15 protein-coding genes are annotated in these 17,844 nt (G+C 70.3%); 7 read left to right on the top strand and 8 right to left on the bottom strand.

The features are described from left to right. Positions 1 to 15: 15 nt before the first annotated feature. From IPL89_02175 to IPL89_02165, 3 genes are read right to left on the bottom strand one after another with little or no spacing between them, the layout of a single operon-like run. Positions 16 to 1,269, bottom strand: coding sequence for an MFS transporter (locus IPL89_02175; protein ID MBK9061998.1), 1,254 nt, complete (start codon positions 1,267 to 1,269; stop codon positions 16 to 18). 10 nt (positions 1,270 to 1,279) lie between these two features. Then, positions 1,280 to 1,534 (bottom strand): 4Fe-4S binding protein, encoded by a 255-nt coding sequence (locus tag IPL89_02170; GenBank protein MBK9061997.1) that lies wholly within the window; start codon positions 1,532 to 1,534, stop codon positions 1,280 to 1,282. A 45-nt stretch (positions 1,535 to 1,579) separates the two neighbouring features. Beyond that, the gene (locus IPL89_02165) at positions 1,580 to 1,843 is read right to left on the bottom strand and encodes a hypothetical protein (protein MBK9061996.1); all 264 of its coding nucleotides are present in this window, start codon (positions 1,841 to 1,843) and stop codon (positions 1,580 to 1,582) included. 65 nt (positions 1,844 to 1,908) lie between these two features. On the opposite strand from IPL89_02165, the gene IPL89_02160 reads away from it, so the two are divergent. The 3 genes from IPL89_02160 to IPL89_02150 are packed head-to-tail and all read left to right on the top strand — an operon-like array spanning position 1,909 to position 4,851. Continuing rightward, positions 1,909 to 3,261 carry a DUF4147 domain-containing protein gene (locus IPL89_02160; protein MBK9061995.1) on the top strand — a complete coding sequence of 451 codons (1,353 nt, stop codon included), beginning with the start codon at positions 1,909 to 1,911 and terminating at the stop codon, positions 3,259 to 3,261. 28 nt (positions 3,262 to 3,289) lie between these two features. After that, complete coding sequence (locus tag IPL89_02155; GenBank protein ID MBK9061994.1) at positions 3,290 to 3,766, top strand: FHA domain-containing protein; 477 nt, start codon at positions 3,290 to 3,292, stop codon at positions 3,764 to 3,766. Further along, positions 3,763 to 4,851: an aldo/keto reductase gene (locus tag IPL89_02150; GenBank protein ID MBK9061993.1), complete on the top strand. Its 1,089-nt coding sequence runs from the start codon at positions 3,763 to 3,765 to the stop codon at positions 4,849 to 4,851. Before IPL89_02155 ends, IPL89_02150 begins: the two co-directional genes overlap by 4 nt. Here the strand turns inward: IPL89_02150 and IPL89_02145 are convergent. After that, complete coding sequence (locus IPL89_02145; protein ID MBK9061992.1) at positions 4,848 to 6,287, bottom strand: peptidase M14; 1,440 nt, start codon at positions 6,285 to 6,287, stop codon at positions 4,848 to 4,850. The two genes, IPL89_02150 and IPL89_02145, sit on opposite strands and share 4 nt — an antisense overlap. A gap of 33 nt (positions 6,288 to 6,320) precedes the next feature. Here IPL89_02145 and IPL89_02140 point away from each other — a divergent pair, with 33 nt between their 5' ends. Beyond that, positions 6,321 to 8,951: a protein kinase gene (locus IPL89_02140; GenBank protein ID MBK9061991.1), complete on the top strand. Its 2,631-nt coding sequence runs from the start codon at positions 6,321 to 6,323 to the stop codon at positions 8,949 to 8,951. A gap of 469 nt (positions 8,952 to 9,420) precedes the next feature. Here IPL89_02140 and IPL89_02135 read toward each other — a convergent pair whose 3' ends face one another. The 3 genes from IPL89_02135 to IPL89_02125 all read right to left on the bottom strand — a co-directional run bounded on the left by IPL89_02135 (position 9,421) and on the right by IPL89_02125 (position 12,335). Beyond that, the gene (locus tag IPL89_02135; protein MBK9061990.1) at positions 9,421 to 10,944 is read right to left on the bottom strand and encodes a serine/threonine protein kinase; all 1,524 of its coding nucleotides are present in this window, start codon (positions 10,942 to 10,944) and stop codon (positions 9,421 to 9,423) included. Further along, a complete protein-coding gene (locus IPL89_02130; GenBank protein ID MBK9061989.1) occupies positions 10,941 to 11,816 on the bottom strand; it encodes a DUF3365 domain-containing protein in 876 nt (291 codons plus the stop codon). Before IPL89_02130 ends, IPL89_02135 begins: the two co-directional genes overlap by 4 nt. Positions 11,817 to 11,915: 99 nt before the next feature. Continuing rightward, positions 11,916 to 12,335 carry a hemerythrin family protein gene (locus IPL89_02125; protein MBK9061988.1) on the bottom strand — a complete coding sequence of 140 codons (420 nt, stop codon included), beginning with the start codon at positions 12,333 to 12,335 and terminating at the stop codon, positions 11,916 to 11,918. A gap of 71 nt (positions 12,336 to 12,406) precedes the next feature. Here IPL89_02125 and cax point away from each other — a divergent pair, with 71 nt between their 5' ends. Next, a complete protein-coding gene (cax, locus tag IPL89_02120) occupies positions 12,407 to 13,495 on the top strand; it encodes a calcium/proton exchanger (GenBank protein ID MBK9061987.1) in 1,089 nt (362 codons plus the stop codon). After that, positions 13,486 to 14,196, top strand: a complete 711-nt coding sequence (locus IPL89_02115) for a class D sortase (protein MBK9061986.1) — start codon at positions 13,486 to 13,488, stop codon at positions 14,194 to 14,196. Before cax ends, IPL89_02115 begins: the two co-directional genes overlap by 10 nt. Here the strand turns inward: IPL89_02115 and IPL89_02110 are convergent. Continuing rightward, on the bottom strand, positions 14,156 to 14,836 hold the full coding sequence (locus tag IPL89_02110) for a hypothetical protein (protein MBK9061985.1): 681 nt from the start codon (positions 14,834 to 14,836) through the stop codon (positions 14,156 to 14,158). The genes IPL89_02115 and IPL89_02110 overlap by 41 nt on opposite strands. Before the next feature lie 212 nt (positions 14,837 to 15,048). On the opposite strand from IPL89_02110, the gene IPL89_02105 reads away from it, so the two are divergent. Beyond that, positions 15,049 to 17,802 carry a TonB-dependent receptor gene (locus tag IPL89_02105; GenBank protein ID MBK9061984.1) on the top strand — a complete coding sequence of 918 codons (2,754 nt, stop codon included), beginning with the start codon at positions 15,049 to 15,051 and terminating at the stop codon, positions 17,800 to 17,802. Positions 17,803 to 17,844: the final 42 nt, after the last annotated feature.

Below are 17,844 nucleotides of genomic sequence, written 5' to 3'. Positions count from 1 at the left end.
GCGCGCGCTCCGCCCTCAGGCAGCGGCTTTCTTCGGCGCGATGAAGCGGTCGTAGAGGAGCATCGCGACCGTCGATCCGAAGCCGATCGCGGAGAGCAGGATCCACATTCCGCCGGGATTCGGGCCCTTGAGGTAGTGCTCGATGAGGTAGCCCGAGAGGCGCCCCGCGACGAACGCGCCGATCGCGACGGGCAGGAACGCGAAGCCCATGTAAGTGCCCGTCTGCCCTTCCGGCGCGAGGTCCGCGACGTACTCGTAGAAGCGCGGCGCCTGCATGGACTCGCCGAGCGCAAAGAAGAGCATCGCGACGACGACGCCCTGCCAGCTCTGCGTGAGCGTGATCACGAGCCAGGACGCGCTCGCGACCGCAAAGCCGCCCGCCATCGCGCGGATCGGCCGCACCTTCTTCATGAGCGCCGTCGCCGGCACCGAGAGAAAGATGATCCCGAGCGCGTCCACGGTCTCGAGAAGCTCGAAACGCTCGATTTTCAGGATGTCCGTCACGTAAAACGGCAGCGCGTAGAAGACCTGCCAGAACATGATCCAGAAGCCCGAGAAGATCACGAGGAAGAGAAGGAAGCGCACGTTCCGGAGCACGGTCGCGGCGTCCGAGATGACCTTCGCGAACGTGCGTCCCTCGCGCGGCCCCTCGGGCTCCCGGTAGAACGCGAGCGTCCCGAGCACGAGCGCCGCCGAGACGGCCGCCGACATGAGGAGGACCGACGCGATCCCGAAGCGCGTCCGCACCTCGCCGGCGAGGATCGGCCCGAAGAACCCGCCGAAGTTCACGAGGGAGTAGTAGATCGAGTAGCCGAGGGACTTCGTCTCCTCGGTCGTCGTCCGCGCGACGGTTCCGACGATGCAGGGCTTGATGAGCGAGCCCCCGATCGCCGTGACGACGAGGGCGAGGACCACGTAGCCCTTCTTCCCGAGCGCATCCACGAACGGCTGGCCCGCCGGCATGCCCGCGAGCCCGATGAGCGTGTACCCGACGCAGAAGATCGAGAAGCACGCGAGGAGGCTCCGCTTGAAGCCGAAGCGGTCGACGACGACGCCCGCGAAAATCGGGAGGCCGAAAACGAGGAGGCCGTAAACCCCGACGAGGTCGTTGCCCGTCGTGCCGAGCCCGACCGTGCGGTTCAGGTAGACGGCGAGGACCGCCTTGGAGCCGTAGAACGCGAAGCGCTCGAACAGCTCGAGGACGTTCGCGACCCAGAACGTGCGCGTGAAACCCGTGCGCAGGACGCCGATCCGTTGCGAGAGCTGCACGCGGATCCGATCAGGCGTAGTGGTCGGCGTTGATCTGCTGGTAATGCTTCCACTTCTCGGGGATCGTCTCCTCCGTGAAGATGGCCTTCGGCGGACACACCGGCTCGCAGTTTCCGCACTGAATGCACGTGTTCGGGTCGATGTAGAGCTGCGTGGCCTCGGCGTGGCCGGCTTCGTCCTTCTTCGGGTGGATGCAGTCCACGGGGCAGACCTCGACGCACGCGGTGTCCTTCACGCCGATGCAGGGCTCCGCGATGATGTACATGCCCATGGGCGCGCTCCCTCCCCGGGGGCAGATTAGCAGGGGCCTCTAGTCGTCGTCGCGGGCGACGAGGTACCCGATCAGGACCCCGACGGCGAGCGCGCCAAACGCCATCACGAAGGCGTTGTCGCGTCCGATGCGGTCCACGTGCCTCCAGCGGCGAGCGAGCTCCTTGCGGACGCGCTTGCCCTGGGCGCCCGCCTCGTCGAGCACGTCCTCGACGCGCGCGGCGACCTGCGAGGCGATCTCCTGGCCGCGGTCCCCGGCGTCCTTGACCGATCCGAGAATGTCGTCCATCCGTGAGCGTGCCATGGCGGTTCTCCTGCAGACGAGTTTACCCCTCCGGCACCCGGCGGTTTCGCTAGACTCCGTGCGCTTTGGACGACCGCGAGATCCTGACGCGGCTCTACCGCGCCGCCGTCGGCGCCGTGGACCCGGCCGCGCTCGTCTCCGAGGCCCTCGGGCGGCGGGGCGACGCGGTCGTCGTCCGCTCCGTGTCGTCGACCGCGCGCCGCGAGTTCGTCTTCGCGCCCGAGCGCGTCACGGTCCTCGCCGTCGGCAAGGCCGCCGTGCCCATGACGGTCGCGGCCGCGGCCAGCCTCGGCCGCCGGCTGGACGAGGCGCTCGTGGTCGCGCCCGCCGGTTCGGCGACCGACGGCCTGCCGCCCGGCGCCGCCGTCATCCACGCGCGCCACCCGCACCCGGACGAGAACAGCCTCGCCGCCGGCGAGGCCGCCCTCGCGCTCGCCCGGCGGCAGCGCAAGGGCGATCTCCTCCTCGTCCTCCTCTCCGGAGGCGGCTCCAGCCTGCTCGCGGTGCCGGCCGAGGGTCTCTCTCTCGAGGACAAGTCCCGCACGGCGTCGCTCCTCATGGCCGCGGGAGCGCCGATCGCCGACCTCAACGTCGTGCGCGGTGCGCTCTCGCGCGTCAAGGGCGGCCGTCTCGCGGCCGCCGCCGGCGCTGCCGACGTCATGACGCTCGTCCTCTCCGACCTCGGAGACGACGGCTGGCACCTGGTCGCGTCCGGGCCGACGCTCGGCGTCCCGCCGCGTCCCGCCGAGGCCCGCGCGATCCTCGAGCGGTACCGGCTCGGACCGCTCGTGCCGCAGGCCGTCCGCGCTCACCTCGACCTCCCTGCCGCCCCGGGCGGCGAGGGCGTCGGCCCGCGCTGGAGCGTCCTCCTCGCGGACGTCCGGACCGCTCTCGACGGGGCGCGCGTCGAGGCGAGCCGCCTCGGCCTCGAGACGCGCGTCGTGCCCGACCTCCTCGCGGGCGAGGCGCGCGCGGCCGGCCGGCGCCTCGCGCTCGCCGGCGCGACCGCCGGCAACCTGCGCAGGCGCAGCGTCGCGGCTCGGCGTCTCCTCACGATCTTCGGAGGCGAGACGACCGTCACCGTCCGCGGCGCGGGGCGCGGCGGACGAAACCGCGAGCTCGCCCTCGCCGCGGCGTACGCGATCGCGGGAATTTCCGGCGCGACCATCCTCTGCGCCGGAACGGACGGCGTCGACTACGAGGCCTCCGCGGCGGGCGCGTTCGCGGACGGGACGACGCTCGCGCGCGCGGAGGCGCTCGGCCTCGACCCCGGCCATGCGCTCCACGACAACGACGCCGGACCGTTCTTCGAGGCGCTCGGCGACGCGTTCTGTCCGGGGCCGACGGGGACGAACGTCGGCGACGTGGCCTTCGTCCTCGCGCCGCAGCCTGGAACGCCGGAGACGCAGACGACATAAGATTCCGGGCGGGCGAGGAGGAAGAAGGATGCCGGGCGTCCTGACCGTGCGAGAGGCGGGCAACGAACGGCGAATCGTCTTCGAGGCGCGCGCCGTCGTGGGCCGCGATCCCGACTGCGACGTCGTCCTCCAGAGCCGCTCCGTCTCGCGCAAGCACGCGATCGTGGAGCGAATCGGCGACGGCTGGGTCGCCCGCGACCTCGGCAGCGCCAACGGAATCTTCGTCGAAGGGAAGCGCGTCTCCGAGGCGCCGCTTTCCTCCGGTGCGTCGGTGCGCTTCGGGGACGTCGAAGCGTCCTTCGAGGCCGGCGGAGCGCACCGCACGACGAGCGCCGAGCGCCTCGCGCAGTCCCTCTCGGTGGCGCCGTCCCGCAAGGCGCGGCCCGTCGCCCTCGTCGTCGTCGTGACGCTCTCGATCGCCGCACTCGTCTCAGCCACGATCTGGACGCGTTACTGCGATCACACCCCCGCCAAGGCCGCCGCGCCCGCGGCGGCGCCGCGTTGACGATCCCGCGGCTCGGGAACGACGCGTACGCGCCCCTCGGCCGCGTGCATCCACGCGTCTCACGCGCCGGGTTCGGGTGCTACCGCGTGGACGACCGCGAAGGCGTCCATCGGCGCGCGCTGGCCGGCGCGCTCGACGCGGGCGTCACGCTGATCGACACGTCGACGAACTACGCCGACGGCCACAGCGAGACGCTCGTGGGCGAGGTCCTCGCGGACGCCGTTCTCCGCGGCGCCGTCCGGCGCGAGGACGTCGTCGTCGTCACGAAGATCGGATACCTGCAGGGCGGGAACCTCGACGAGGCGCGCCGGCGCGTTCGCGCGGGCCGGCCGTGGACCGAGGTCGTCGAATACGGGCCCGACCTCTGGCACGCGATCTCGCCCGACTTCCTCGAGGACCAGCTCACGGCCTCGCTCGCGCGCCTCGCGATGCCGCGCGTGGACCTCCTGCTCCTCCACAACCCGGAGTACTTCCTGACGCACGCCGTCCACGCGGGCATTCCCCGGGAGGAAGCGCGGGCCGAGTTCTACGACCGGACCGCGCGCGCGTTCCGCCGCCTGGAATCCGAGATCGCCGCCGGGCGCATCGGGGCGTACGGCGTCTCGTCGAACACGCTCGTCGTCGCGCGGGAGCGCGCGGATGCGGTCTCGCTCGAGCGGCTCCTCGCGGGCGCGGGTCCGGGCTTCGCAGCGGTGCAGCTCCCGTTCAACCCGATCGAGACGGGCGCCCGCGAGCCGATCCACACGGAGGACGGCCGGAGCGTCCTCGACGTCGCGCGCGCCTCCGGCCTCGGCGTCCTCGTGAACCGGCCGTTCAACGCGTTCTCCGGCCGCGGGCTCGTCCGCTTCGCGAACCTCCCGCCGGACGCGCTCGCGGGACTCGGGCGCGACGCGGCGTGGGAAAGCGCGCGCGTCCGCGAGCTGCAGGCGTGGGTCACGTCGGCGTTCGCGGGCGCGGCGCCCGCCGCGGGCTCACTCGCCCAGCGCACGCTCCGCGCCCTCCTCGCGACGCCGGGCGTCGACGTCGTCCTCGCCGGCATGCGCCGGCCGGAGTACGTCGAGGACGTCGTCCGCGCGTTCGACTAGGGACTCGCGACCGAGAGCCGCCGCTCCACGCGGAACCGGCCGTCCCCGGACGGCGCGATCAGCAGGAAGTCGCCGCCGTAACCCGGCGCGAGCGTGGCCGCGCCCTCGCTCCACGCCTTCGCCTCCTGCGAGAGCGCGTCGAGCGTGAGCGTGAGCGTCCCGTCGGGCGTCGCGAGACCCTTCGCCTTCAGCGCCTCGAGCGCCTTCGCCCAGCCCTCGGCGCCGCCCTTCGGCGCAACGGCGAGGACGCGGTTCGTCGCGTCGATCTCGGCCTTGCCCTTGTACGAGTCGAGGTCGCCCACCTCGAGAACCGCGCCGCCCCGCCCGCGCCCCACGGCGGAGCCGGTGAATCCCGGCCGCGTGGCGGGGACGTTCCAGCCGACGTCGGCGAAGTAAGGCGGCAGGCCGCCGCCGCCGACCACGAGGGCGTTGCGGACGACGACATCCATGAGCCTGTCGCGCACGTTCAGCGGGATCGCGTCGTACGCCGCCGCGTCCACCTTCGCGACGGTGCCGTCCGCGAGGGCCGAGAGCGTCGCGAGGAGCGCGACGAAGTTCAGGCGCACGAGCGCCGCGGCCTCGTCGGGCCCGGCGGCCGCGAACCCGCCCGATTCGATCAGGAGCGTCGGCGTCCCCCAGCGTGTCATCGAGTCGCCGAACGCCCGCGCCGTGTACTCCATGTCGTAACGGGAGACGCGGCCCGGCGCCCACGGCTGCAGCAGGTCGCGGATGAGGACCGCGAGCCGCTTCGTCGTGCGCCGCCCGTCGTTCTCCGTGAACGCCTCGTCGAACGGCACGGCGAGAAGCGAGATCGCGGCCTGGGCGCCGGCCGAGCCGGCGAGCTGGTTCGGGCCCTGGTTGTGAAGGTTGTAGCCGACCGCCGGATTCAGCCGGTCACGCACGGACTTGAGGAACCGCCCCTCGGGCGTCTGGAGGCGGCCCGCGTCGCGGTTGATGTCGATGCCCTGCGCGTTCGTCCGGCGCGTGCGCTCGGTGCCGTCGGGGTTGAGCATCGGGATCACGGCCAGCGTGAGCCTCGAGAGGAGCGCCTTCGTCGCGGGCGCGGCGCGCGTGGCGCCGATGTGGTTCAGGACGTCGAGAAGCGCCGACGTGGCCGTCGGCTCGTCGCCGTGCATCTGCGACCAGAGAAGGACCGTCGTCGGCCCGTCGCCGACGAGGAGGAGAGGAATCGGGCGGCCCTCGGACGAGACGCCTTCCTCGGCGACGCGGACGACGCCCGGATAGCGCTCGACGAGGCGCGCGATCTCCGCGCGCAGCATCGCCGACTTGAGAGCGAAGGGATCGCCCATGTAAACGCGCGCGGCCGGCCACGCGTTCCAGAGGCCTGCCGCGGGCGATTCGGCGGGGGCACCCGGCCCGGCGGCGAGGAGGGCGAGGAGGGCGGCGGCGGGCGCGGACGCACCGTGTAACAACATAAGGCCGGGATTGTAGATAATCGTCACGACACCATGCCTCTCGAACCCGGTTCCCGTCTCGGGCCGTTCGAGGTTCTGTCGCGCCTCGGCGCGGGAGGGATGGGCGAAGTGTGGAGGGCCCGCGACACGCGCCTGCAGCGCGACGTCGCGATCAAGGTCCTTCCCGAGGCCTTCGCCCAGGACACCGACCGGCTCCTGCGCTTCACGCGCGAGGCCCACGTCCTCGCCAGCCTGAACCACCCGAACATCGCGGCGATTTACAGCTTCGAGGAGATCGACGGCGTCCGCTTCCTCGTCCTCGAGCTCGTGTCCGGCGAGACGCTCAAGCAGCGCATCGTGCGCGCGCCCGTCTCCGCCAGCGAGGCGATCCGCTTCGCGCTCCAGATCGCCGACGCCCTCGAGGCCGCGCACGCCAAGGGCGTCCTCCACCGCGACCTCAAGCCCGCGAACGTCAACGTGACGCCGGAAGGCAAGGTCAAGCTCCTGGACTTCGGCCTCGCGAAGGCGTTCGCCCTCGGTGCGGCCTCACCCGAGATCTCCCACTCGCCGACTCTCGCGGCCGACCCGACGCACCAGGGTGTCGTCCTCGGGACGGCCAGCTACATGAGCCCCGAGCAGGCGCGCGGCCGGGCGCTCGACGCGCGCTCGGACCTCTGGTCCTTCGGCTGCGTCCTCTACGAGATGCTCGCGGGAAGGAAGGCGTTCGACGGCGAGAGCGTGTCGGACATCCTCGTCGCGATCCTCGACCGCGAGCCGGATTGGGCGGCGCTGCCCGCGGCGACGCCGGCGCCGCTGCGCGACCTCATGAAGCGGCTGCTCCGGAAGGACCCCGCCGGCCGTCCCGCGACCATCGGCGACACCCGCGGCTTCCTCGAGGCCGCCGCGGGCTCGCGCACGACGGCCATCTTCCCCGTCTCGGGGCGATCGGCGTCCGCCGCGCGCCGCGGGGGCGGCCGCGCGCTCCTCGTGGCCGGGTCCATCCTGCTCGTCGTCGGCGCGGCGCTCTTCTGGGTGGCCATGCGCGAGCGCGCAGGCTCGGCCCTGCCCGCGTCGAAGCTGCTCGCGATCCTCCCCGCCACCGACCTCACCGGGCGCCCGGACGGACGCCAGCTGTGCGACGGCGTGTCGATCAGCCTGGGCGTGAAGCTCCAGGGCGTCCCGAATCTCGCGATCATGCCGCCGTCGGGCCCCGCGATGCTCAAGGAGACGGACCCCGCAAAGTGGGCGCGCGACACCGGCGCCAACCTCCTCGTCCAGCCCGCGGTGCGCCAGATGGGAGAGGAGCGCCAGCTCTCCTTCTCGCTCTCGCTCGCGGGCTCCCCCGTCCAGATCGCGGCCGGCGAAGTGACGGGGCCGTCCGCGGAGCATTTCAGGCTCGAGGAGGAGCTCGCCCGGAAGCTCGTCGCCGCGCTGCGGCTGCAACTCTCACCGGGGGCCGCGACGCCGCAGCCGGCCTCCGTGCCCGCGGGCGCGCCGCAGACGGACTACGTCGTCGCGCTCGGGTACCTCGAGCGCTACGACGACCGGGCCTCCGTCGACAAGGCGATCGCGCTCCTCAGCCGGATTCCCGGGGCCGAGGGTTCCGCGCTCGTGCAGGCCGCGCTCGGCCGCGCGTACCTGCGGGCCTACGCCCTCACGAAAGACGCCGCGACCGCGGGCCTCGCGCAGCAGGCGACCCAGCGCGCGAACGCGCTCGATCCGGACCTCCCCGAGGCGCAGGTGACGCTGGGCGAAATCCTCACCGCGACCGGGCGGAGCGGCGACGCGATTGCGGTCCTGAAAAAAGCCGTCGACCGCGACCCGAGCTCCGTGACGGCGATCCTCGCCCTCGCCTCGGCTCTCCAGAAGAGCAAGGACACCGCGGGCGCCGAGCGCACGCTCCTCCGGCTCGTCGAGCTGCGGCCCACGTCGTGGAGCGGATTCAACCGGCTCGGCACTCTCTATTTCCTGAGCAGCCGGTACGAGAAGGCGGTCGAGACCTACCGGCGCGCGATCGCCCTGAACCCCGACGTCGCCCGCATGCACTTCAACCTCGGGGCGGCCCTCCTGCGCCTCGGCCGGTTCGAGGAGGCGCGGGCCGCCCTCGACGATTCGATCCGGATCAGCCCCGTGCCGCAGGCGTTCTCGAACCTCGGCGTCGCGCACTATCTCCTGGGCCGCTTCCCCGAGGCGACCGTTTCGTTCCAGCGCGCCGTCGACCTCGCGCCGAAGAACTACCGCTGGCACGTCTACCTCGGCGACGCGCTCTCGCAGATTCCGAACGAGTCCGCGCGCGCCCGCGCGGCCTACGAGACGGCGCTCCCGCTCGTCACCGCCGAGCTGGCCGTGAATCCGGCCGACGCCGTGAGCGTCGTCCTTCTCGGCCGGTGCCTGGCCATGACGGGAGCCCCCGAACGCGCGTGGTCCGAGATCCGGCGCGGCGTCGCGCTCGCCCCCGAGGACTCCGAGGTTCTCGAAACGGCGGCCGCGGCCGCGATGGTCCTCGGGAAGAAGGCCGAAGCGCTGACGTGGCTCCAGAAGGCCGTCGCCAAGGGCTACGGCCTCGTCGAGATCCAGCACGACCCGGTTTTCGCCCCGCTCCGCGGCGAACCGGCGTTCCAGACGCTCGCGTCGCTCGCACCTTCCCCCACGGCTCCGTCCCCCTCAACAGGAGATAAGAGATGAAGACTTCGAAAAGGTTCCCTCCCCTCCTCGCGGCCGTTCTCCTCCTCGGTACCGCAGTCGTGACACTGGCGGGCTGCAGGCTCCTCCTCCTCAGGCGACCGTCGCGATCGCGACGTCAGCAACCCGGCTGGTTCCCGCCATCAAAACCGTCGTAACGGTCTACATCCAGGAAACGAAACAGGGCGAATTCCACGGCGCCCTGGACAAGCTGATCTAGATCAGCGAGAAGTCAGGACTACGTGGAGTGGGTCTCCTGCGATGGCCAGCTCCAGTTTCCCAAGGATCGCCGTTTGCCACCGATTCGTGGACGAACGGAAGGCCTTCAAGTCCCAAGAAGTCCCCTAAGTAGGGCAAGGGCGGGGATGGGGTTCCGCCAAGCACGGTTTCGAGCTCGAGTCATGTTCGAGGCGGGGCAAACACGATCCTCAGCGTCGACCCCCGAATCGAGGTCATGGAGTAGCCCCGGCGGTCAGCGCAGCTTCTTGACCGCCGCGCGGAAGGCGCGGCGGGCGTCGTCCGAGTCGATCTCGAGCTCGAGCTTCGTGATCACGTGCGACATGTTGCCCGATCCCTTCACGGCCTTCTTCACGAGGACGCGAGCCAGCGGGCCGACGTGCTTCGCGAGCTCGGCCTCGAGGGCGTGCAGGCCCTCGTCCGTCATGTACAGCGTGTTTCCCGGCACGCCGGACGCGGCGCCGGGCGTCGAGTGCGAGGGCGCCGGCGTCGCCCTCTTCTCGAGCGGCGGCGGCGTCGTGCGCGGCACCGTGGAGCCTTGCGGGGGCGGAGGCGTCCGGGGCGGCGCGGGCGCGGGCGGCGGAGTCGCGGCGCGGCCGGCGAGGAGGCACTTCGACCGGAACGCCTCGCGCGCGGATCCGGCCTCGACCTGCTCGGCCAGTTCCCCGCAGAGCGCCTCGAGCGACGGCGCGGTCTTCGCCGCGCGCCGCACGAGGACGCGCGCCATCGGGCCGACGTCCGCGGCGAGGAGTTCCTCGACGCGGTTCAGGACGCCGGAGTCGAACGCCGGATGCGGCGCCGGAGTGTGCGTCGGCGTATGCGCCGGCGACGGGCCGGAGCGGGGCCGCCCGGGCGCCGCCCGCACGTCGTCGCGGATGATCGTCTCGACCGCCGTGTCTCCGGGCTCGGCCCCCTCGGGCACCTCTCCCGTCTGCAGACGGTAGAGGTCGCGGTCGAGCGTGTCGACGTCGGCGTAGCGCTCGCCGCGGTCCTTCGCCATCATCTTCCGGATCACGCGGCACAGCCCCTCCGAGAGGCCCGCCACGTACGTGCGCGGGTCGGCGAGGGGCTGGGCGAGGTGCATGGACATCACGAGCGCTCCGGACGTCCCGCGGAATGGCGTGTGTCCCGTCACGAGGTGGTAGAGCGTCGCGCCGAGGGAGTAGATGTCCGCGCGGGCGTCCACGTCGCGCGTGCCGCGGATCTGCTCCGGCGAGATGTAGTGCGGCGTGCCGACGGCCTGGCCCGTCTGCGTCAAGGACTGGTCCTCGTCCACGCGCTTGGCGATCCCGAGGTCCACGAGCTTGACCTCGCCCTTGCTCGTGAGCATGAGGTTGTCGGGCTTGATGTCGCGGTGGACGAGCCCCTCGGCGTGCGCGACGGCGAGCGCGCGGCAGGCGTGGCGGATCACGAGGATCGCGTCGCGCTCGCTGAAGTGCCCGCGGCGGAGGTACGCGCCGAGCGAATGGCCGTCCACGTACTCCATCGCGAGGTAGTACGTCTCGCCGACCTGACCGAAGTCGTAGATCTGGACGATGTTCGGGTGGTTCAGGCGCGCCGCCGCGCGGGCTTCCTTCAGGAACCGCTGGACGAAACCGGTGTCGGATCCGAACTGGGGCGCGAGCGTCTTGAGCGCGACCGAGCGCTCGAGCGTGAGGTCCTTCGCGCGGTAGACGCGTCCCATCCCGCCCGCTCCGAGTTCGGCGAGGATCTCGTAGTCCCCGAAACGCGTTCCCGGCGCGAGGTGGCCGTCCGTCATTCGTCCTCGAGCATCTTGAGCGCCTTCGAGAGGCTGATCCTCATCCGGTTGAAGGAGCCGGCGAGCACGGCCACCTCGTCGGTGCCGCGCACGCGGACCTCGGGCACGTCGAGATTTCCGGTCGAGATGCGGTCCGCCATCGAGGAGAGAGTCCGGATCGGCCGGATGACGACGAACCACAGGAGAATGTTCAGGAACACGAGAATGAAGACGAAGACTCCCACGAGCGTCGCGAGGAGCGTGTGGAACGCCTTCGTCGCCATCGCGAAGGGCACGGACATGGGGACGGTGACGATCTGCGCACCCACCGTCTCGTTCAGCTTCCAGCCGTAGCCGTTGCTCGTCCCGTACGCCCTCACGACCGAGGCGGGCGCGAGCTCGGGCGTCGTGTGGCAGCTGAGACAGCCGGCGTCCGTGATCTTGATCGGGCGCGCGAGGTGCAGCGACCGGCCGAGCGGCCCTTCGCGTTCGCCGATGACCTCCGTGAGCTTCGGGTCCGCGCGGAACGCGTTCACGACGTCCGCCTCCCAGTCGACCGTCCGGTCGCGGGGGTTCGTCGGGTTCAGGGTCGCTTCCTTGTAGGTGTACTCGGGGTTGCTCTCCCGGAGGTTGTTGAAGATCTCCGTCGCCGAGTACGCCGGGACGGACTGCGGGAGGAACTCCTCCGCGAGGCGCGGCGCGAGGAGCGGCTTGATCTGCTTGTTCGTGTAGCCGCGCGTCGCGAGCGCGGTCTGCATCATGATCCGCGCGTTCTGGACGATCTGCGTGCGGGCGTTCGTCTGGAGCAGCTGGTTCGAGAGGTAGGCCGCCGGCACGAGCGCCACGGCGAAAACGAGAACCAGGATCAAGTTGAACTTGACGAACAGTGACATCTTGCGCCTCTTGTGCGACTGATTCTAACCCTCAGGAGGGGCGGCCGCCTCTCGGGGTCGCGACGGGTCGCCCTTCATCGGGCGGCCCCTTTTCGCGGGTCAGCCGCGGCCGGCGATGAAGCGGGCCGTGACGAGGTCCATCGTCTGGATGTGGTTCACGAACCACTGCGGGACGTCGCCGAGGACCCATGCCCTGAGGCGCGCGGCGTCGCCCGTCTCCCGGAAGCGGCGGATCTCGTCGTCCAGCTCGGTGAGGACCCGCACGTGCTCGGCATGGTGGACCGGGAACGCCGGAAAGCCGGTGCGCCGCATCGCGTCGTCCTCGCGGCCGAAGTGGGCGGCCGTGTGATCGCGCAGCGCCGCGAGGCTCGCGAGCGCCGCGGCCGCGTCGCCCAACCCCGCCTCGAGCGCGCCCACCGAGTCGGCCACGGCGTTCAGGAGTCGCCCTTCCTCGCGATGGTCCGCGTTCACGAAGTCGAGGGGCACCTGGGGAATCGTATCGAGATCGACGAGCGGCATGGGCGTCTCCCGCCTCCGTTTTAGCCGTCCCGGGGCGTCCTGTCCATCCGTCACCCGTAGAATCCGGCGGCGTGAAGATCCTCCGCCTTTTCCTCGCGTTCGTCCCGCTCGCGCTCGCCGCCGAGTGGCTGTTTCACTCGCCCGCGCTCGTTTTCGTGTTCGCGTGCCTCGGCCTCCTCCCGCTCGCGGGCGCCATGGGCGAGGCGACGGAGCAGCTCGCGCACCGCACGGGCGAGCGCGTGGGCGGCCTTCTGAACGCGACGCTCGGGAACGCCGCCGAGCTCATCATCACGGTCGTCGCGCTCAGGGCCGGGAAGGTCGAGCTCGTCAAGGCCTCGATCGTCGGCTCGATCCTCGGGAACCTCCTCCTCATCCTCGGCCTGTCGCTCCTCGTCGGCGGGCTCAAGAACGGGCTCCAGCGCTTCGACCCGCGCGCGGCGGGCACGGCCTCCACGATGATGCTGCTCTCGGTGATCGGGCTCCTGATCCCGACGCTCTTCGAGGTCGTCCACAAGGTGCAGCGCCACCTGCCGCTCCTCTCCGAGTCGCCGGACCCGCTCCTCGACAGGCTCTCCCTCGGCGTCGCGGGCGTCCTGATGCTCGTTTACGTGCTCTCGCTCGTCTTCTCGCTCACGACGCCGTCGCGCGGGATCGCGCCCGAGGTCGGCGTGACCTACGACGAAGCGTCCGCTCCCGAGGGCGCGTGGAGCCTCGGAAAGGCGGTGGGCGTCCTCGTCGGTGCGACCCTCGCGACGGTCGTCCTCTCGGAGCTCCTCGTCGGCGCCATCGAGCCCGTCGTGCGGCGCACGGGCGTCTCGGAGGTCTTCCTCGGCATCGTCCTCATCCCGCTCGTCGGCAACGTCGCCGAGCACCTCGTCTCGGTCTCGGCCGCTGCGAAGAACCGGATGGAGCTGTCTCTCGCGATCTCGCTCGGCTCGAGTCAGCAGATCGCCCTCTTCGTCGCGCCGCTCCTCGTCTTCGTCTCGCTTCTCTTCGGGAAAGAGATGACGCTCTTCTTCAACCCGTTCGAAGTCGCGGTCCTCGGCGTCTCCGTCCTCATCGCGGGCCAGATCGCGGCGGACGGCGAGTCGAACTGGCTCGAGGGCGCCCAGCTCCTCGTCGTCTACGCGATCGTTGCGATGGCATTCCTGTGGCTGTGAAGCGCCTCGGGACCGTCCTCATCGCCGTAGGCGTCGTTCTCCTCGGCATCTGGGCCGCGGCTCGGCTGCACACGATCCTCGGGTCGCGGCGGGACCGGGCGCGGTTCGAGGAGCAGCGCACCGCCGAGCGGGCCCTCGCTCCAACCGCGACACCCGCGAGCCCCGTTCCCGCCTCGGACGCCGCGCCCCTTCCCCGGCTCGCGGAGGGGCCGGTGGACGTTTCGCTCTGGTCGGACAAGCGCGTCAAGGAATGGAAGGAAAGCCTCGAGGCCGACCGCCGCGCGCCGCTCGCCCTCCTGCGGATGCCGCGCCTGAAGATCGACGTCCCGGTCCTCGAGGGCACGGACGACCTGACGCTCAACCGCGGCGCCGGCTGGATCGAGGGCACGGCGCGCCCCGGCGAGCCCGGCAACGTCGCCCTTTCGGCGCACCGCGATGGCTTCTTCCGCGCTCTCAAGGACGTCGCCGTCGGCGACGAGATCGTCCTCGAGACGCCGCGAGAGACGACGCGGTACGCCGTGGCATGGACGAAGATCGTCGACCCGGACGACGTGTCCGTGCTCGACGAAACCGACGGCCCCGCGGTCACGCTCGTGACGTGCTACCCGTTCTACTTCGTCGGGTCGGCGCCCCATCGGTTGATCGTCCGCGCGACGCCGCTCATCGCGGCTCCAGCCCGCACGCCCGGCCCGCGATCCTGATCAGGGCTCCGCAGACGAGGTAGGTCCCGACGACGGCCGGGACGACGAGCCACGCCCGGGCGCCCGCGGGCCGCCCCGGCTCCAGCCCGTCGCGGACCGCGAGGAACGGGAGCACGTTGACGGCGTGGTAATTCGTCATCGGGTACGGGAGGAAGACGAGCATCGCAGGCGCGTTGGCGAAGAAGAAGAGGCCGCCGTCGCCGATCGCCTGCGCGAACCCCATCACGACGACGTACGTCCACGTCCCGTACCGGTACCGGGAGACGAAGAGCCAGATCACCGTGAAGATCACGAGGTAGGCCGGCACTGTGAAGAGGAGGTCCAGCGCATAGAACCTCGATCCTTGCGCGAAAGAAGTCCCCGGGCCGACGCGCAGCGAGAGGAACACGGGCGTCGAGATCATGTGGAAGCCCTCGACCACGGCGGCGAGGAGCGTGCCCAGCGCGACGAACCGGGCTCCCGGCGCGAGAGCCGGCAGCGCCGCCACGAGGTGCTCGCGAAAGGCGAGCTGGACGCCGAGGAACCCGAGCACGAGAAGGCGCGTCACGCTCTCGGCGGTGAGCCCGGCCAGCGCGATCGAGCCGCCGACCGCGAGGATCGTCCACGCGCAGTAAAGCCTCGGTCCGATCCCGTTCCCCATGTCCCAGCAACGGACGCCGGAGCCTGCCGGTTCCGCGTTCGGCCCTGCGCCCCCCCGTGAGCCGCCTGCATCATGGCGAGGCCCGGAGCACGGCTCCAAGAATGAGCCACGCGGAAGCTTGCAAAACCGCCCGCCCTGGCAGATTGTCCACAGAACTCGATTCGCGGGTCTGGCGATCCGTATCTTTTCATCTCCGAGAAGGAGGAAGCGTGATGACACGGAAGATCTCCATCGCGGCCGGACTGCTCCTGGTCCTGCTGCTCGGCTTCGGGGGACCGGCCCTCGCCCAGGGCTCCCTCACCGGCAGCCTGCAGGGCGTCGTCCGGGATGACCAGGGTCTCGCCGTTCCCGGCGTCATGGTGTCGGTGTCTTCGGACGCGCTCGTGCGCGGGAAGGCGACGACGACGACCGACTCCAGCGGCGTCTACCGCTTCCCCTCGCTGCCGCCGGGAACCTATCTTCTCGAGGCGACGCTGACGGGCTTCAAAAAGACCCAGCAGGCTGGCGTCCGCGTCGGGCTGGGCCAGGCGCTCGCCGTCGACCTGAAGCTCAGGCTCGACTCGGTCAAGACGGAGGTCACGGTCACCGCCGAGGCGCCGATCGTCAGCGTCGTGTCCAACGCGGTCTCCAACAACTTCGGCCAGGACTTCATCGAGAAGCAGCCCCTGCCGCGCAACTACTACAGCATCATCAAGACCGCGCCCGGAGTGAACGCGGACGTGACGGGCAACGGAAGCGCCATCCTCGCGTACGGCGGCACGCAGTCCCGCCAGAACGCCTACACGATCGACGGCGTGAACGTCGCCGACTCCGGCGGCGGCGGCTACTGGCTGCTGCCGAGCATCCAGTGGATGGACGAGATCCAGGTGAGCGGGCTCGGCGCGAACGCCGAGTACGGCGCCTACACGGGCGGCATCATCAACGGCGTCACGAAGTCGGGTGGCAACACGTTCCACGGCGGGGTCGAGTTCTACTACCAGCCCGAAGCGTGGACCTCGAACAACGCTCCGGAAGGCTTCGACAACGGGGGCACGTTCAAGTTCCAGGACCTGGCCGTCAGCATCGGCGGGCCGATCGCGAAGGACAAGCTCTGGTTCTTCGCTTCCGGTGAGTACTGGCAGCAGGTCACGACGCCCGTGGGTGCGCTCGACAACACGGATCGCACGATCCCCCGCTTCCTCGGGAAGCTGACGTATCAGCCGACCGAGAAACTCCGCCTGTCGGCCATGGGCGAATACGATGCCGTGACCCAGGAGCGGCGGGGCGTCAGCGCGTACACGCTGCCCGAGGCGTCCAGCAAGCAGGACGGCCCGAACGCGACGTTCGCCCTGAATTCCGAGTACCTCGCCAACTCCAGCAACTTCCTGGCCCTCAAGCTCACGGGTTACGACGGCCGGGACGACTACCTTCCTTACGGCGGGACGAGCAAGCCGGGCCGCATCGACGAGGACTCGGGCTACGCCTGGGTCAACCAGGACATCCACCAGTTCGACCATCGCCACAACGTGATGCTCGACGGTTCCTGGAGCCTCTACAAAGACGGCCTCTTCGGCAAGAAAGACTCGCACGCCTTCAAGTTCGGCGGCAGCTACGAGACGGCGACCGCGTCGGACGAGTGGCTGCGCAACGGCGGCTTCACGTACTACGACTATTCGGGGGATTGCGCCGGAGGGCTCAGCGAGTACTTCAAGAACCCGGCGTGCGGTCCCTACTACGTCGAGCGCGGCTGGGGCGAGTACAACCTCCACGGCCAGCAGACCGGCATCGTCTTCTACGCGCAGGACTCGATGCGGCTCGACCGCGTCACGATCAACGCCGGAATCCGGTACACCCACTACGACGCAGGGTTCCAGTCCGGCTACGGAAACACCTCCGTCTACAAGGTGGACAACTGGGACCCGCGCATCGGCATCGTCTGGGACGTCTTCGGCAACGCCCGCACGGCGGTCAAGGCGCACTGGGGCCGGTACCACTCCGGCATGTTCACGTACATGTACGATCGCGAGGTCTCGGGCAACGTGGCGATTCCCGACCAGGACTGCTACTGGGATTCGAGCACGAACGGGTACACGGACTGCGACCCGAAGACGTCCATCTCGGCGACCATGGGCACGATCAACCACCCGTACGTCGACGAGGCGATCTTCACGCTCGAGCACCAGATGAGCAAGGACGTCGTGCTCGGGTTCGACTTCATCGACCGCCGGTTCCGCAGCATGATGGCCATGGTCGACACGACGAACGACTACACGACGGTCATTGCCAAGAACAACCCGCTGACGGGCGGCGACCTCCCGATCTACATCCTGAACTCCCCGACGCAGTTCGTCCTGACCACGGACAACGGAAGCTACCGCGACTACGATTCGCTCGTCCTCCGGTTCGAGAAGCGCTATGCAAACTGCTGGTCGCTGCGCTCCTCGATCGTCTGGACGGACCTGAACGGGAACATCGCGAGCAACAGCGGCTACGCGAACGAGTACCGCGACAAGAACGGTTTCACGAATTACGACGGCCGGATCGCCCTGTCCTACAGCGAATGGGAGTTCAAGCTCTCCGGCGCCGTGGACCTGCCGCTCGGGTTCGTCGCGAGCGGCCAGTACACCTACCTCTCCGGCCAGTACTGGACGCCGTACGTGCGCGTCAGCCGCGGCCTGAACTACAACTCCAGCGTCGGGCGCGACATCACGCTCGTCTCGCGCGGCTCCGAGCAGTTCGACGACCGGAATCTTCTCGACCTGCGCCTCGCCTGGGGCATGAATTTTTCCGGCGTCGGCAGGCTGGAGCTCTCGCTCGAGTGTTTCAACGTCCTGAACAAGGGCACGGTCCTCGACAACTACAACCGCTGGGGCACGTACGACGCACGGTCGTCGAGGCAGACCTGGACGAAGGCGAGCAACTACGGAGACCCCTACACGATCGAGCAGCCGCGGCAGGTCCGGGCCGGCGCGCGGTTCACCTTCTAGTTCTTCCAGCCGATCGGATCGCGGGGGCGGCCGAAAGCCGCC

The organism is Acidobacteriota bacterium, assembly GCA_016716715.1.
In the GTDB taxonomy this organism is placed as follows: Bacteria; Acidobacteriota; Thermoanaerobaculia; order UBA5066; family UBA5066; genus Fen-183.
The sequence above is the reverse complement of the archived record's forward strand: the minus strand, read 5'-3'. Positions and strand labels throughout refer to the sequence as shown.

Bases quoted from the DNA above. Each gene is read 5' to 3' on its own strand.
- IPL89_02105 (MBK9061984.1), top strand. From the start codon at position 15,049: ATGACACGGAAGATCTCCATCGCGGCCGGACTGCTCCTGGTCCTGCTG.
- IPL89_02155 (MBK9061994.1), top strand. From the start codon at position 3,290: ATGCCGGGCGTCCTGACCGTGCGAGAGGCGGGCAACGAACGGCGAATC.
- IPL89_02135 (MBK9061990.1), bottom strand. From the start codon at position 10,944: ATGACGGACGGCCACCTCGCGCCGGGAACGCGTTTCGGGGACTACGAG.
- IPL89_02130 (MBK9061989.1), bottom strand. From the start codon at position 11,816: ATGTCACTGTTCGTCAAGTTCAACTTGATCCTGGTTCTCGTTTTCGCC.
- IPL89_02140 (MBK9061991.1), top strand. From the start codon at position 6,321: ATGCCTCTCGAACCCGGTTCCCGTCTCGGGCCGTTCGAGGTTCTGTCG.
- IPL89_02125 (MBK9061988.1), bottom strand. From the start codon at position 12,335: ATGCCGCTCGTCGATCTCGATACGATTCCCCAGGTGCCCCTCGACTTC.
- IPL89_02110 (MBK9061985.1), bottom strand. From the start codon at position 14,836: ATGGGGAACGGGATCGGACCGAGGCTTTACTGCGCGTGGACGATCCTC.
- IPL89_02145 (MBK9061992.1), bottom strand. From the start codon at position 6,287: ATGTTGTTACACGGTGCGTCCGCGCCCGCCGCCGCCCTCCTCGCCCTC.
- IPL89_02165 (MBK9061996.1), bottom strand. From the start codon at position 1,843: ATGGCACGCTCACGGATGGACGACATTCTCGGATCGGTCAAGGACGCC.
- IPL89_02170 (MBK9061997.1), bottom strand. From the start codon at position 1,534: ATGTACATCATCGCGGAGCCCTGCATCGGCGTGAAGGACACCGCGTGC.